General features: G+C 42.5%; 9 protein-coding genes. 4 read left to right on the top strand and 5 right to left on the bottom strand.

Going from position 1 to position 16,418, the window contains the following annotated elements; translation table 11 throughout:
- The first annotated feature begins 141 nt into the window (after nt 1-141).
- Nucleotides 142-1,866, top strand: coding sequence for an ABC transporter permease subunit (locus B1A85_RS17325; RefSeq protein ID WP_104547989.1), 1,725 nt, complete (start codon nt 142-144; stop codon nt 1,864-1,866).
- Between the two features lie 12 nt (nt 1,867-1,878).
- Nucleotides 1,879-3,231: a nitrate/sulfonate/bicarbonate ABC transporter ATP-binding protein gene (locus B1A85_RS17320; RefSeq protein WP_104547988.1), complete on the top strand. Its 1,353-nt coding sequence runs from the start codon at nt 1,879-1,881 to the stop codon at nt 3,229-3,231.
- 4 nt (nt 3,232-3,235) lie between these two features.
- Here B1A85_RS17320 and mnmA read toward each other — a convergent pair whose 3' ends face one another.
- The 5 genes from mnmA to B1A85_RS17295 all read right to left on the bottom strand — a co-directional run bounded on the left by mnmA (nt 3,236) and on the right by B1A85_RS17295 (nt 9,149).
- Nucleotides 3,236-4,303, bottom strand: coding sequence for a tRNA 2-thiouridine(34) synthase MnmA (gene mnmA, locus B1A85_RS17315; RefSeq protein WP_256387474.1), 1,068 nt, complete (start codon nt 4,301-4,303; stop codon nt 3,236-3,238).
- A gap of 68 nt (nt 4,304-4,371) precedes the next feature.
- The gene (locus B1A85_RS17310; RefSeq protein ID WP_210404539.1) at nt 4,372-4,809 is read right to left on the bottom strand and encodes a DUF1622 domain-containing protein; all 438 of its coding nucleotides are present in this window, start codon (nt 4,807-4,809) and stop codon (nt 4,372-4,374) included.
- A gap of 200 nt (nt 4,810-5,009) precedes the next feature.
- On the bottom strand, nt 5,010-6,797 hold the full coding sequence (locus B1A85_RS17305) for a M61 family metallopeptidase (RefSeq protein ID WP_104548074.1): 1,788 nt from the start codon (nt 6,795-6,797) through the stop codon (nt 5,010-5,012).
- Nucleotides 6,798-6,889: 92 nt separating this feature from the next.
- Nucleotides 6,890-7,843 carry a hypothetical protein gene (locus B1A85_RS17300; RefSeq protein ID WP_210404538.1) on the bottom strand — a complete coding sequence of 318 codons (954 nt, stop codon included), beginning with the start codon at nt 7,841-7,843 and terminating at the stop codon, nt 6,890-6,892.
- Nucleotides 7,844-8,015: 172 nt separating this feature from the next.
- Entirely contained in the window at nt 8,016-9,149 is a 1,134-nt protein-coding gene (locus B1A85_RS17295; RefSeq protein ID WP_210404537.1) for a HetZ-related protein 2, read from the bottom strand.
- Nucleotides 9,150-9,968: 819 nt separating this feature from the next.
- Here B1A85_RS17295 and B1A85_RS17290 point away from each other — a divergent pair.
- Both B1A85_RS17290 and B1A85_RS17285 read left to right on the top strand, forming a co-directional pair.
- Nucleotides 9,969-13,652 carry an NB-ARC domain-containing protein gene (locus B1A85_RS17290; RefSeq protein WP_104547986.1) on the top strand — a complete coding sequence of 1,228 codons (3,684 nt, stop codon included), beginning with the start codon at nt 9,969-9,971 and terminating at the stop codon, nt 13,650-13,652.
- 154 nt (nt 13,653-13,806) lie between these two features.
- A complete protein-coding gene (locus B1A85_RS17285) occupies nt 13,807-16,014 on the top strand; it encodes an ATP-binding protein (RefSeq protein WP_104547985.1) in 2,208 nt (735 codons plus the stop codon).
- Nucleotides 16,015-16,418: the final 404 nt, after the last annotated feature.

Genomic DNA, 16,418 nt, shown 5'->3' with positions numbered 1-16,418 from the left:
TGAGATTTGAGTTGTGAATTAAAATTTCTGATACTTGCATAACTCATAATACTTTATGAGTAACTTCGCGAAGCGGGAAGTAAAAGACTCAAGCGCTGTGCCTAATACAACTATCACCCACGTTTATTATCCAATTCAATAATGAAAACTTTTCCTTCCCCTGAAGCACTTCGACGCTTGCCATTTGGGTTGGCTGATATTGCAGTTATTCTTGGCACCTTAGTTTTACTCGCACTTATTGCGCGTGTAGGGGCTGGAACTTTGGTGAGTTTTCAGCCTCCAGATATTGTGCCTGGAATCGATCTCAATCCGCTTAACTTGCCGTACTATGCAGCGCGATCGACCTTGCGGATGTTTATTGCGTTGTTGTGCTCAACTGTTTTCACACTTGTTTACGGTTATGTCGCTGCTAACAGCCGTCGCGCTGAACAGGTGATGATTCCGTTGCTGGACATCTTGCAATCAGTTCCAGTTTTAGGATTTCTTTCGATTACAGTCACAGGCTTTATTGCGTTGTTTCCTGGTAGTTTGTTGGGATTGGAAGCGGCATCTATTTTTGCAATCTTTACTAGCCAAGTCTGGAATATGACTTTTTCGTTTTACCAGTCTTTGCGAACTGTACCAAAAGAACTCGATGAAGCTGTTACCCTTTACCAACTCTCGCGCTGGCAACGATTTACCAAACTAGAAGTTCCTGCATCAATGATTGGGTTGCTATGGAATGCAATGATGAGCTTTGGTGGGGGCTGGTTCTTTGTCGCAGCGAGTGAAGCGATTAGTGTCCTAAACCAAGAATATACCTTACCAGGAATTGGGTCGTATGTAGCAACGGCGATCGCCGCAGAAAATCTTCCGGCTTTAGGGTGGGCATTGCTCACAATTGCCATTGTGATTATCTTAGTAGATCAGTTATTTTGGCGACCACTGATTGCCTGGTCAGATAAGTTTCGCTTGGAGCAAAGTGCTGCGGCACAAGCTCCAGAATCGTGGGTGTATGACTTGTTGAAAGCGGCTCGAATTCCGCGACTGATTGGCAACGCCCTGATTCCAGTGCGAGAAACAGTCAATCAGGTTTTATCCAGATTAACGCGACCCAAGCCTACTGCAAGTGTTACTGAGAAGCAAAAGATGGGCGATCGCCTTTACAACTTTATCTTATTGCTGATTATCGGAGCGTTAGTCGCTTGGGCATTGCATTTTATTTTAACTACCGTTGGTTTTGCTGAAGTTCTCAAAACCTTCTGGCTCGGCGTCCTGACTTTGCTGCGCGTTACGGTGCTATTGATATTTGCTACGCTAATCTGGACTCCGATTGGTGTTGCGATCGGCTTTAACCCTAAGTTGGCACGTTTGTTACAACCTGTGGTGCAGTTTCTCGCTTCTTTTCCAGCAAACTTTATTTTTCCCTTTGCAACACTATTTTTCATCCGTTCTCATATTAGTATCGAGTGGGGAAGCATTATACTAATGTCACTGGGCGCTCAGTGGTATATTTTGTTCAACTCGATCGCGGGCGCGCAAAGCATTCCAACTGACTTGCGAGAAATGGCAAGCGATATTGGATTACAAGGTTGGAAACGTTGGCAAAGGTTGATTATTCCAGGGATTTTTTCAGCGTGGGTGACAGGTGGCATCACGGCTAGCGGTGGAGCCTGGAACGCCAGTATTGTTGCAGAAATTGTCTCTTGGGGACAAACAACACTTACGGCAACGGGTTTAGGAACCTATATTGCTCAAGCTACCGCAGTCGGAGACTGGTCGCGGATCGTGCTGGGAATCGGGATGATGAGTTTATTTGTGGTTGGGCTAAATCGTTTGTTTTGGCGGCGATTGTATCAGTTAGCAGAAGCTAAATATCATTTGTAAAAGGAAAAAAGTATGGTCGCGAGTCACGAGGAGCCTCTGATTACCGTTGAACAGGTTTACAAAAGTTTTCCCCTACCGGAAGGCAAAGGTGAATTCACGGTGCTAAGCGACGTTAGCTTGGTCGTGCGATCGGGTGAAGTCGTTGCTTTGTTAGGACGCAGTGGTAGTGGTAAAAGTACGCTACTACGTATCATGGCAGGCTTAATTCCTCCTAGCCAGGGACGAGTCTTGAGCAATGGCAAGTTACTTCGAGGTGCAAATCGCGATGTAGCAATGGTGTTTCAAAGCTTTGCACTTCTGCCTTGGCTAACTGTACAAGAAAATGTTGAATTGGGACTGGAGGCGCAGGGTGTTAGCCGCGAACAACGCCGAAAACGAGCATTGAAAGCAATTGATCTTGTCGGTTTAGATGGTTTTGAGAGTGCCTATCCTAAAGAATTATCTGGTGGAATGAAACAGCGTGTCGGTTTTGCACGAGCATTTGTCCTGGAACCGCAAGTTTTATTTATGGATGAACCTTTTAGTGCACTAGATGTGTTGACTGCAGAAAACCTACGGGGTGAAATTGACGATTTGTGGAATGCTAAATCGTTTCCTTCTAAAAGTATTTTGATTGTCACCCACAATATTGAGGAAGCGGTATTTCTTGCCGATCGCGTTGTAATTTTAGGGGCAAATCCTGGAAAAGTGCGGGGTGAGGTTGTTGTTGACTTACCGCGTCCTCACGATCGCGCAAGTTCTCGCTTCAAATCTTTGGTGGACTACATTTATACAATCATGACAAATCCTGAGATCAAAGTAACAGAAGTTGCCTTTGAATCTCCCCAAGTGCCTGTAGCATCGCAGTCTCCCTATGCCAAACCGCTACCTCATGCTCGCGTTGGTGGTATTAGTGGTTTACTAGAACTGATTGCCGATCGACCTGAAGGCACAGACGATTTGCCACATCTTGCAGAACGTCTTCAACTTGCTGTAGATGACTTACTACCCATTTTAGATGCTGCTGTCTTACTAAATTTTGCTCAAGTTTCACAGGGAGATGTTCAATTAACAGAAATTGGACGAGATTTTGCCACAACAACAATTTTGCGGAGTAAAGATTTGTTTCGACAACAGGTACTAAAACACGTTCCTGTCATTGGCAGTATTGTACAAACTCTGCGAGAAAAAAGAAGTGGCTCTATGCGGGCAGATTTTTTCCTCGATTTGTGGGATGAGTATTTTCCTCACATAGAAGCCGAGCGTCAATTTGCAACAGCAGTAGACTGGGGACGCTATGCCGAATTATTTGAATATGATGCTAGCGAAGAACGATTATATCTTCCCTTACAAACTGATAAAGTTGTTGAAGAAAGTAGCGTGTAAACTTCTACTGTTTTTCAATGACGCCGCCACCTAATACTGTGTCGCCATCGTACCAAACCGCAGCTTGACCTGGGGTGATACTAAATTGCGGTTCGTCAAAGACGAGTTTGACACGCGAGTTTTCTAAGGGAATCACTGTAACAGCAACAGGGTGCGAACGATATCGTACTTGAACTTCTGCCCGAATTGGTGCAGTCGGTTCAGCAATGGAAACCCAGTTGACGCGCTGTACAGTACATTCGGATTGCGTAGCGCTGGTGCGATCGCCCACAATCACTCGATTCATCACTGCATCTAAGCCAATCACGTACAACGGTTCAGCCGCAGCAATTCCTAAGCCTTTCCGCTGTCCGATTGTATAATGATGTACGCCGTCGTGCTGTCCTAAGACTTTTCCCGTAGCGTCAACAATTTCACCTTTTTTCGGTGTAATGTACTTATCAAGAAATTGCCGCATCGAGCCGTTAGCTTCGATTAAGCATAAATCTTGACTTTCAGGCTTGTTAGCTGTCTTTAGGTCAAATTGCGCGGCTATCTGTCGTGTTTGAGCTTTCGTCGTTTCTCCTAATGGAAAAACTGTGCCTGCAAGTAAATCTTGTGACAAATCGTATAAAAAGTACGTTTGATCTTTATTACGATCTACCGCCCGACGCAATTGATAGCGATTTGTTGCAGCATCGTAAGCGATTCTTGCATAGTGTCCTGTAGCAATTTTATCAATGCCCAAATGTTCGCGGGCATAATCTAGCATAGGACCAAACTTAACTGTTTTGTTGCACTGCGAACACGGTAGCGGTGTAATTCCTGCGCTGTAACCCGCAACTAAATAATCGATGATATTGGCTTGAAAGACTTCGCGAATATCGACAACGTGATGCGCAATCCCCAACTGTTCGCAAATGTAAGCCGCATCGATCATACCTTCAGAACAGCACTGACCTTTACCCTTCATCAGCCAAAGGGTAAGCCCTACAACTTCATAACCTTGTTGCTGTAAAATGGCAGCAGCTGTGGAACTATCAACGCCACCAGATAGACCAACTACGACTTTTTTCATGGATGTGGCTTCAATACAATTGCCCAGATCTCAATTTTAAACGAAGGCAATCTTGATTGTGTTTTGGCAGCGCATCTCGGTGACTACTTAGCACTTGCGATCGCCTTTTGCGGTTGGCTGTTACTCATATCGGTGTTGTTCGTCAGTGATTGTTTAGCGATTGCTTGTAAAAGAAGATAGTTTAAAACTGTCCGAATCAAGATAATTGCACCTAGTTTACCGATATCATCCCAAGTCGGCGCGATGATTGTTTTTAAAATACTGGCACCAACTAAAAAGCTGAGTCCTAACGAAAAAGAATATCCCATTTCTAAGCGGCTTTTTTGAAAAGCAGTACCGGAATGCGATTGAAATAAAGCTTGTTGCACAAAAATCAGTAAAGCTTTAACGATTCCTATAGAAATAACAAAAAGCGCAAGTAATTGAATCAGGCTTACCACTTGCCGGTCTAAGATCCGAACAATGGTTTCTACATCTATTAATAAATGAAAATCTTCTATCCAACTTACCGTTGACACCATTAGCGAGCGCCCAAATATTTTTTCAAACTACAAAATCCCTATACTAGTTTTGAATCTATTTTTTGTCATCCCGTACGGGTATGATTTCTGATAATAATGAGAGGAAATTTATTGCATTTCACTGAGAGAATTGATCTCCTTTAGGTTGTGAAAGCGATTAGCACTCATTGCCAATCGCTAACACCTAGTAAGACATGACGTCACTGAAGCGTCTTTAAAGGAACTCCCAACCATTGTTGAAAATTCTGCTGCTGAGTTGAAGAAGGACGATCTACTGCTACAATCTGATATTTATTAGGGCGAGGCGCAGCAAGTCTCACGTCATAGGTGCGTAATTCATCTTGATGAAAAACTGTCACTTGGATAGTGTCATGCGGCTGATAATCTTGCAGGCGATCGCTTAAATTATTAGCTTGTACTCTAATGCCATCAATCGCAAGTAACTCATCTCCTGGATCGATCCCTGCAGCAGCTGCTGGCGTACCTGCTTCGACAAACTTAATCATTTCCCTTCCGTTTTCTGTCTGCGCCCTAATTCCTAAATAAGGTGCGGAATCCTCTTCGTTATCTATTGCTACTTGTAAACCAAAGGGCTCAAGATACCGGTCAAAGGGTAATTCTTCAACACCATCGATAAATTTATTAAAGAAATCACTCAAATGCGTTTCTGCGACAGTTTCAATAACTTGTTGCAACTGTTCTGGAGTAAAGCCAATTTCTGATATACCAAATTGTTGCCACATTTGCCGCATTACATCATCAAGCGATCGCGTGTTATTATGGCGATCGCGAATTAGTAAATCGAGCAGCAACGACACTAATTCACCTTTGAGGTAATAAGAAATTTGAGAATTACCGCTATTGGCATCAGGGCGATACAACTTAATCCAAGCATCCCAACTTGATTCGGATAGAGGTTGCACTAAGCGCCCTGGCGTCGTTTGTAAGCGCGTAATATCTTTACTTAAGTTATCTAAAAACGACTTAACATCATAAATTCCCGCACGCAAAGGAATGATAGTATCGTAATAACTTGTCGTCCCTTCACAAAACCACAGCGACGGCGTATAGTTTTCGCGGTCGTAGTCAAATACTTCTAACGCTTTTGGACGAATTCGCTTGACATTCCACAAGTGAAAAAATTCGTGCGCTACCAATTGCATAAAGCGATCGTATTTCTCTTTCGCCCGAAATCCTAAGCGTGGATAATTTAACGAACAACTATATTTATGTTCTAAACCGCCATTACCTTGCGAAGAAAGGTGCAACAAAAAGACATACCTTTCGTAAGGTAAACCACCAAAGATCTCGGCTTCTACCTGAATAATTTTTTGGATGTCAGAGATCGTCTTTGCTACATCAACATTTCCCTTTCCCCAAATGGCTAATTCATGAGATTTATCTAAGGCTTCAAAATGATGTAACGTATGACAGCCTATTTCAAAGGGGCTGTCAACTAAGGTGTCATAGTCAGAGGCGATGAAAGTGTAAGGAGTTGTGGAGACTGGTAAAGGAGTTGTCACTCGCCATTCAGGTTTGGGCGGTACTATTGTGACGCCAATCGCTTGTTTTTCCCACTCAGGAATTCTAAAAAATAGTGCTGCACCATTAAAGTAACCGTGAGTTGCGTCTAAGTGATTTGTGCGGACTGATAATTCGTGCGCAAATACCCGATATTGAATTGTAATTGTTGTGTTTATGTCTGTAGTTGTAACTTGCCAGTGATTTTTACTGAGTTTGCGCCAGGATAAGGATGTTTCTCCTGCTGTTGCGGTAAAATCTTGGATGTGCTTAGCGTATTCTCGAACTAAGTACGAACCAGGTGTCCAAACGGGTAGCTTGAGATCGAGGAGTGGCGATCGCCAACCTGTAAGGTTCAAAGTGACTTCAAATAAGTGCGATTCAGGCTGCGACATGGCTACCTGATACACTATCTGTGGCGTTGTATTAATTTTGCTATCGGGGCGAACAGCAGTTGCTTCCGTCATTGTCATCTTGGCTGTGGAGTCTTAAAAGCCAATGTAGCAGGTAATTAGCTAAGAAGGCATGATGTAGGCTTGAAAGTAGACAGTAGGTATCGTTAAATTTCTTTCAGCTTTTCTAATTGGTTATTGACATTTACCAGCAATTGATTGAGCACTGGTAGCGCCTCTAATTGTTCGCGACTCAAGTTAGGATGCGTTTTAGCTCGCTTGTGCAGTTCCCGTAACTTCTGCTGTAGTTGTTGCGCAATGGATAATGCATCTTGACCGAGATACGTTAATTGCTGCTGTTGATAAAACTCTAAGGCTGCACCGCGCAAAACTTGGAGCGTGGCTTCTTCACCAAAAGCACCAGGCATAATCTGTAAGCGTAAGAGTATGCGGCTATTTTGGTAAAGACGTTCAATTTCTACTTGTGTTTGATCTTCGACAGGTGCGATCGCTAAATGCATTAAATGCTTAAGTTCGTCGATAACTTCTTGAAATCGTTGAGCAGGAAGTTTTTCTAAGAAAGACTGCACGACACCATTGAGACTCCAAAGAATACGACCGTACTGAGGATATTGTCGCTCAAAATAGAGCCTACCAATGCCTTCAGTCAGTATCCTCCCGAGTAGCTCTTGCAGTAGCTCTTTGGCAGATAAAGTAGCTAGTAGTTCTACAGAACTTTCAAGATGCTGTGCATTGACTTCTAATGCGGGTAGCGTTAATGATTGTTCCGCTGTTGATTCTAACTCGGTTGCGGAGGATGTCTTTTCTACAGCTAAAGGAGGAATTGCCTGTTGTTGTGCTTGCTGCGTCGTTTCTTTGTGTTTTAAGTACGCAGAAAGCATTGCTCGATGCGTATTCAAACCAAGTGGTTGCGATACCAGCGAGTAATTCAAATGAGACACAATACAACTAACATAATCTTTCGCTGCGGTGTCTTCAAGATTGACCATGCCTAGCCGAAGAACATTTTCTGCTAAAGACAAAGGCAGTACTTGATGATACAAACAGGCTTCAAGAGATATCACATTATCGATAAGCCAAAACATTTGCTGAATATCCACCTGTACCACCCCGTTGAAGTACGCGATCGCTACCTCTCACAATCGAATAATCGTAAATTTACTTAAGTTTATGTATTAATTCCTACTAAATTAGTATAGTGGAAGATGAGAGGATTGTTCTGGTTAATTTCGCTGGACTATTTCAAAAAAAACGATACAGGTAGGAATCATTTTATCCTTGAGTACGAATTGTTTGAGCAACTAGGTATAGCTTAGTCCACTCGCTGACTACCTGGTGCACCTGCAAGCGCATCACGCGCGCAATTGTTGTTGTATCCTTGCCATCTCTTAACAACTCAACTAGCTGACACTGAGTAGGAGTAAGCTTCTCCCAATAATTTTGCCATTGCTGTGGCGTTAAACCAAAACTATGTTCCTGTAAAGAAGTTTCTAACCAGTTTCCCACAAGTTCAGTTTGTTCTTTTGCTGCAAAGACGCGTACGGCATGATAAGTAATTTTCTCGCGCAGGCGGTATACTTCTTTAACTTGCAAATTTAAACAACGAGCGATCGCTTCAGGTGATTTTCCTTGCAGATATAGCTCTAGCCACTTAACTGCGGTTGTCCCCACTTTCTGGGCTAAATAATCTGAGAATTTTTTTTGAACTTTGATTCTTAAAGCTTGTTGCTCAATATACGTTTGTCGATCCTGAAATTTGGCGATCGCTTGGGTATCAAATAAACTAATTGGCTCGTCATTGTCTTCGGTACAAAAATTCTCCGATACAAGCTTAACAAGATCTTGGGCGGGAACTTGCGTTAACCCACCGCGCGCAGCCCGACGTAAGTAGTTAACAAACCGATAGACAATCAACGGTTGATTGCGAATTCGTCGCAGGCTATATTCCTCCAAACTCGCAAATAATAGAGCGTTCCGCAGTTTTGCATCATCAGTGCATTGCGCAATCCAGTTCATTTGTTGCTGCATATAGCGATCGCTTTGCAATAGTTCTTGAATCACTTCTTGTAAAACATCAAGTACTGTAGTTGCGCGATCGCGACTGAGTGACACCCAAGTGCGAATCTTGTTGCGGAGAATCACCAAACTACTCAAGCGCGTTGTTAAGTTTCGGTAAGCGCGTTCTGGACTTTGTCCTAAATAGCGATGCAGTAAGATGCGATAGCGGTATTCCATTCCTTGCTGTACGAGTTCTAGTTCATGAGGAAGCAGTGTCTCGATTCTTTCAATATCATTACCAATCAGCCAACGTACAATACTCGCTTGGAACACTTCTGGATATTGTTGTAATTCAAGACAAAGCCGCGATCGCCAACTTTGTGTGAGATCTTCTGTCCACTTAATCATGAGATTGTCTTCCTCGAATACCTGCTCTAAAGTTTGTATGACAACCTGCACTTATATATGTCGCACTCAATTGATTTATGTAGTAGATGCCCCTAATTCTTCAAATTGTGCAAATTAGCTTATCTATACTCTCCTCACTTTTTCACTCAAAAATGAATTATTTGCACATCGTTTATTTTGCTATTGCTGACTACTTTAATTTACTGCTTTATTCATGGCAGCTCTTTTTATTCACTAAAATTAATGTTTATTGAATCATCAGCAAAAATTTTCAAAAATATGCAGCCTTTACCAAATTTTCAAACTTCATTTTTAATTCTTGACGATTTAGCTAATACTTGCATATCAGTTTGATACAACTATCTTTTGCGTGCTCGATCGCTAAGTGCAGAATAACTTTTAAAAATTTGATACGCTTTTAGTATCCACTATTTAATTACTCCATTTTTTTATTTTTTGTTAAGGTTTCTGCTCAAATCAAAGAAAAGTTCTTTGTCTCGGTCGCTTACTTGAAACATACTTTACCGTTATCATACGTTCCTTGTCAGTCAGGAAAAGACACCAGAAGGTCAGCTAAAAGTAATAAAAATGTATTAAGGCAAGCATGAATTGCATGCAGAAATAGTAGAATGATGTTGCTGAAGCGAAAAAATCGATTGCTGCTACCTTTCTAGCTAAACTTGCCGGAAGTAATTAGTATTGTTATTTACACCGTTACTACTTAATCTACGGATATGAAGCCAATTTAAATCGGTGATAAGTTTATTATCTATCGCTTAGTACAGCACGGCAACAGCAACGAATAAGGAGTGCCGCTAGATGAACGTAGAAGAAGCAATAGATGTTGTCGAGCAACTTCTCGAAGAAGGACGCTTAAACAAGGCTCAAGAAATAGTATTTCGGCAATCTTGGGAAGGAAAATCGTACATGGAGATTGCTAAAGCCTCTGGTTATGATACTGGTTATATTAAAGATACTGGTTCTCATTTATGGCAGCTACTGACCAAAGTATTTGGTAAAAAAGTTACTAAAAATAACTTTCAATCTGTTGTATTACGCTATGCAAAAGTGGTGCCTAAAGAGTTAAACAATCTAACGACAGTAAAGTGGCGTGCAAGCACTACAAGTGAAACTATACTTCCTAAAGTTTCATCTCTTCATTCACTAAGTACTAAATTAGTACCAATTCAAAACAAAACTACAATTAAACATGACTGGGGAGATGCACCAGATGTATCAATTTTTTATGGAAGAACAGAAGAATTAGCAACACTACAACAATGGATTGTTGCCGATCGCTGTCGATTAGTAGCGTTGTTAGGAATGGGTGGAATTGGTAAAACCAGCGTATCAGTCAAGTTAGCCCAACAATTGCAAGGCGATTTTGAGTATATAATTTGGCGGAGTTTGCGGAATGCACCACCGATTCAAGATTTATTAACAAGCTTAATTTTATTTTTCTCAAATCAACAAGAAACAATCGACGACTTACCTGAAAGTACTGAAGCTAAAATCTCACATTTAATTGATTATTTACGTACTGCGCGGTGTTTACTGATTCTTGATAATGCCGAAACAATCTTACGTCAGGGTGAACGTGCAGGTTATTATCTTGAAGGATATGAAGAATACGGTCAACTTTTGCGGTGTATTGCCCAAACGCCGCATCAAAGCTGTGCTATTCTCACAAGCCGCGAGAAGCCGCGCGGCTTAGCATCTTATGAAGGAATTACGTTACCCGTGCGATCGCTACATTTAAATGGGTTAACCGAAGTCGAAGCGAAAGAAATCTTTCAAGCAAAAGGACTTGTTTGTTCGACACGACAACAGCAACTCTTGCTAGAGCATTATCGCGGCAATCCGTTAGCCTTAAAAATAGTTGCGACAAATATCCAGGAATTGTTTGATGGTGATGTTGCGCAATTTCTCGCACAAGGTACTGCTGTTTTTGGCGATATCTGGGATCTGCTCGCACAACAATTTACGCGGTTGTCGGTAGCAGAACAGCAAATTATGTATTGGTTAGCAATCAATCGCGAACCTGTTACATTAGCAGAACTCAAGCAAGATATCCTACCACTCATATCGCCGCGCGAGGTTCTAGAAGCACTCGAATCGCTACAACAGCGCTCTTTAATTGAAAAAGCTACATCAATAACACTCAAAAATACTGCAAGCTTCACGCAACAACCAGTAGTGATGGAATACGTCACCGATCAATTCGTGACTCAAATCTGTGATGAAATTACAACAATAAATATTCAACTTTTCAATAGCCATGCGTTAATTAAAGCACAAACGAAAGATTACATTCGCGATGCGCAAGCGCGACTGCTCGTTCAACCATTAGTCGATAAACTTCTCGCAAGCTTCAGAAATAAAAAAAGAATTGCAGAACATCTCGATCGCATTCTCCATGAACTGCGGATATCAGTTGCTTCCGGATACGGTGGCGGAAACATTCTTAACTTACTCATTCACTTGCAAACTGATTTAAGTCACTACGACTTTTCAGAGATGAGTGTTTGGCAAGCTTATCTCAAAAACGCTAACTTGCAGCACGTTAACTTGCAACACGCAGATTTAACCAACTCTGCATTTAGCGAAAACTTCGGTTGCATTTTAGCACTGACCTACAGCCCAGACAGAGAAATCATTGCGACTGCGGGAGAAGCGGGGCAAATTCGCTTGTGGCGCGTTGCAGACATGAAACCTATTTCAACATGGAAAGGTCATATCCGCTGGATTTTAGCCATATCATTTAGTCCTGACGGCACGATTTTAGCAACAGGAAGCGACGATCGCACTGTCAAACTTTGGGACGCACGCACAGGTGAACTATTGCGAACGCTACAAGGACATACAAGTTGGGTATGGTCACTTGCTTTTAGCCCTGATGGTAAAACATTAGCAACAGGAAGCGACGATTGCACTGTCAAACTTTGGGACGTTACCACAGGTGAAGTTCGACAATCTTTCTTAGGACACACCAATCGCGTTGAGTCTGTCAGCTTTAATCCACAAGGAACAATCTTAGCAAGTGGTAGCAATGACGGAAGTATCAAGTTATGGGATGTGACTAACGGTCAAGTTATCCAATCAACCGAATCGACGCAGCCAATCCGCGCGATCGCTTTTAATCTTGATGGTACGCTGCTCGCCAGTGGTAGTGATGATGGCAACGTTACACTTTGGGATATTAATAGCAGCAGCTGCTTGTGCTTACAAGGACATACCTATCTAGTTCAAAGCTTAGCATTTAGCCCGGATCGCCAAACACTTGCAAGTGGCAGTCACGACAAAACGATTAAGTTATGGAATTTGACCACCGGACAATGCATAAAAACTCTGCAAGGACACGCAAGTCGGGTTTGGGCAATTGCGTTTAGTTCTAATGGACAAACTTTAGTTAGTGGTGGTGACGATCGCTTGTTAAGACTATGGGACGTAGAAACAGGTAAAGCGCTCACAACACTCTCGGGTTACACGAATCTCGTTCGAGTCGTTGTTTTTAGTCCTGACGGAACCTTATTGGCTACAGGAAGTAGCGATCGCACCGTACGCTTGTGGGACATCCACACAGGTAAAGTTGTCAAAGCTTTTCAAGGGCATACGCGTGGTATTCTTTCGACGACCTTTAGCCACAACGGGCAAATTCTCGCAAGCGCCAGCGAAAAAATTAATTTGTGGAACGTTGCAACAGGTAAGCTGATGAGAACATTGCAAGGACACACAAACTGGGTATGGTCCGTTGCCTTTCATTCTCAAGACAACATATTAGCAAGTGCTAGCGGCGATCGTACTGTGAAGTTATGGAATGTAGCAACAGGGCGTTGTCTGCGAACGCTTGTCGGACATACAAACTGGGTGTGGTCGGTGGCGTTTCATCCCCAGGACAGGATTTTAGCAAGTAGCGGTGATGTAACTGTTAGGTTATGGGACGTTGTTACCGGAGAATGTATCAAAGTCCTCCAAGGACATACTAACGGCGTGTGGTCGGTTGCTTTTCATCCGCAAGGCAAAATTCTAGCAAGTGCGAGCGACGACTATACTGTAAAGTTATGGAATGTTGACACAGGTGAATGTTTACAAACCTTGCAAGGACATAGCAATGGCGTTTGGTCAGTTGCATTCAGTCCTGACGGACAACTCCTTGCCAGTGCAAGCGATGATAAAACATTGAAACTTTGGGAAGTCAGCACAGGTAAGTGTTTACAAACTTTACAAGGACATAGCGATCGCGTCACATCCGTTAGTTTTCACCCTCAGGGAAAACTCCTCGCAAGTGGCGAACAAGAAGAAAAAATCAAACTTTGGAATCTCGATACCGGCGAGTGCATAACCACCATCCGTAGCGAACGCCCTTATGAAGGCATGAATATCACTGGTGTCACAGGCTTAACTGAAGCTCAAATTGCTATGCTCAAAGCCCTTGGAGCAACTGAAGAAGTAGAGGAGCCAAGGGGCAAAGGTGCAGGAGAGATGAGAAATTACCGCGTTTAATTAAGGAAGACTCTATTTTCGGCAGGAATTGCCTAAACTCTCAGTTTTGTGTTTTGCATCACAAATTTCATGTAATTTTTATCATTAAACGTAATTAACTTTTTCAATAGATTTTTAAATAAACTTAAGCAAGAATTGTCGTCTTGTCGAAAGAATGCTGCCACTACGGGTGCAATCGCCAACACAGCCATCAGAATCAGAACCCAATATCAATGGTCGCCAGCAAGCACAACTCGATCCTCATGGTGAAGCGATCGCGTTGTTTGATGCTACAAATCGCCTTGTTGTCTTCAATCAACAATTTTGTCGAAATTGGGGGTTATACGCCGACTGGCTCAAACAAAAACCCCACTACGAAGAAATTTTTGCGGAAATTGTTAAGCAAGGCTACTGGTCGCAAACAGAGTACGCTCAATTCCTCAGCGCCACTGCATCGCCTGAGACAATTTTTCCAATTTATGTTGAGCAAACCGACGGAACATCACTAGAAGTTTATTGTAGCGAGACATCCAACGCCGGCAGCATCATTACTTTTTTAGATATTACCGAACACCGACGTTCTCAAGCGCATCTCAATGCCGAACTCAAACGACAAGCCTTCCTTTTGGGTTTGATGGAACGCATTCAGCCGGCGAGTGAACTACAAGAAATCGGACATTTTGCACTGAGCTATCTTGTGCAAGCAATGGGAGCAGCGTTTGGTGATGTCAAAGTCATTTCCGGTAGAGGGCAAGAGGCTTTAGCGCACGTCCTTACTAATGAAATTTCTGGGCAATTTGTGGCGACGTATGGCGAAGCTGTCGTAGCAGAAATGGCAAACTTGCTCGATCGCGGTATTCCCTACGGACAAGGACTACTTTGGCAAGTCGTGGAAACGGCTAAACCGCTATTCGTTGAAGATTATTTCAAACACCCAAAAGCAGTATCCGCATTTCGCCACCCTGGGATCGGTCAATTAGGTATCTTCCCCATACCCGCAGCCGACGGCACGATCATCGGTGTACTAACTCTAGAATCTCGCAGCTTGCAAAAGTTACAAGATGCCCCACAGCAAGATATGCTCATGGCAGCTTGTCGAATGCTCGGAGTGGCAATTGAACGCGCCCAAGCCCAAGAACGCCTGCGTCAAATTAACCAAGATTTAGAGCAAGCCTCGCAGCTGAAGTCCGAATTCTTAGCTTCGATGTCGCACGAACTACGCACGCCTTTGAATAGTATTTTAGGTTTTTCCGATTTACTGCTACGCCAAGATATCGCGTCTTTAACTGCGCGTCAAACAAAATATTTGCAGGTGATTGAAGAAAGCGGTCAACACCTGTTGCAACTGATTAATGATATTCTCGACTTATCGAAAATTGAATCAGGTAAAGCTGAATTAGAATTACAACCTGTCTCAATTCCCGATCTGTGTCTTCAATGTCAGGAGATGATTCAGCCCCGCGTCAATAAGAAGCGGTTAAAACTTTCTCTCGATTTGGACGCTCGCTTAAAACACGCTAATTTAGACGAGCGTCGCGTTCGTCAGATTTTAATTAACTTACTCTCGAATGCGGTTAAATTTACACCCGAAGGCGGTCAGATTAAACTAAGTTATCGGATCGCGTATGGCAATGAATTACTATCAGAAACTTTTCGACCTGATTGCAGTCCCATTAATTTAAGCACGCCGTATGTGTGTATTGCCGTAGAAGACACAGGAATTGGTATTCCGCCCGAAAAGTGGCATTTACTATTTCGTCCTTTTCAACAAGTCGATGCATCTTTAACTCGGCAACACGAAGGAACTGGCTTGGGGCTAGCACTGACAAAACGGCTCGCAGAACTTCATGGTGGCACGGTTTCGCTAGAATCAGTAGAAAATCAAGGAAGTACCTTTCGCGTTTGGCTACCGTTAACGGAAATGCGCCAGCAACTCGCACGTCATCCGCATCAAGTTGCAGCTTCTGCGGCGCAAGATGGCGCGATCGCCACTGGCGAAGGAAAATGGATTTGGGTTGTAGAAGATCAGCCATACAACCAAGCTCTCATTCTCGAAATGCTGGAATTACAAGGTTACAGAGTCGAGTTAATTCCAGACGGTCGGGCGATGATGGAAGCGATTCACTTGTACGCTGCAACTGCTAAAGCTTTACCCGACTTGATTCTCATGGATATCCAATTACCTAAAGTCGATGGATTTAAACTAATCCAGCAACTTAAATCTAGTCCTTATTGGCAATCAGTACCAGTCGTAGCGCTGACTGCAATGGCAATGACAGGCGATCGCGAGCGCTGTCTTGCTGCAGGTGCAGATGGTTATCTGAGTAAACCGCTCAGTTTGACAAATTTACAAACTACACTGCAAGCTTTAATCAAAGTCTAGCAGTTACAAAACTTTTGAAGTTCAAGTTTTTCAGTAATTTCACTGCGGTAGCCAAACTTTTTTTTGATTAAGATACTGGCTATACACTTTCTGTTTTAATAGTGCTGAATTGACACAATTAATTACTAATAAAAATTATCTGTTTATAGCAATTTTAAATATTTTTTTAGTAAATTCTGGTTAATTAATATTATTAATAAGTAACCTCAAATTGAACTTCACAAATTTGATGGAAATGCGATATTAGTTGTTGAGTTAGGAACAATGCACCCATGAAGTATTTTGCATTTTGAATAAACGAGTAGCTTGAAAAATATAAAATATGGGAATAATTGCCAAATTGCGCTCTCCTAACCTCCAATTATACTCATTTTTATCGCGTTTTCCCTTATTAAAAAGTTATA

The sequence above is a fragment of the Chroococcidiopsis sp. TS-821 genome, from assembly GCF_002939305.1.
GTDB lineage: Bacteria > Cyanobacteriota > Cyanobacteriia > Cyanobacteriales > Chroococcidiopsidaceae > Chroogloeocystis.
Note: the sequence above shows the minus strand (reverse complement) of the source record. Positions and strands in the feature narration are given on the sequence as shown.

Bases quoted from the DNA above. Each gene is read 5' to 3' on its own strand.
- B1A85_RS17310 (WP_210404539.1), bottom strand. From the start codon at position 4,809: ATGGTGTCAACGGTAAGTTGGATAGAAGATTTTCATTTATTAATAGAT.
- B1A85_RS17285 (WP_104547985.1), top strand. From the start codon at position 13,807: ATGCTGCCACTACGGGTGCAATCGCCAACACAGCCATCAGAATCAGAA.
- B1A85_RS17295 (WP_210404537.1), bottom strand. From the start codon at position 9,149: ATGATTAAGTGGACAGAAGATCTCACACAAAGTTGGCGATCGCGGCTT.
- B1A85_RS17320 (WP_104547988.1), top strand. From the start codon at position 1,879: ATGGTCGCGAGTCACGAGGAGCCTCTGATTACCGTTGAACAGGTTTAC.
- B1A85_RS17305 (WP_104548074.1), bottom strand. From the start codon at position 6,797: ATGACGGAAGCAACTGCTGTTCGCCCCGATAGCAAAATTAATACAACG.
- B1A85_RS17325 (WP_104547989.1), top strand. From the start codon at position 142: ATGAAAACTTTTCCTTCCCCTGAAGCACTTCGACGCTTGCCATTTGGG.
- B1A85_RS17290 (WP_104547986.1), top strand. From the start codon at position 9,969: ATGAACGTAGAAGAAGCAATAGATGTTGTCGAGCAACTTCTCGAAGAA.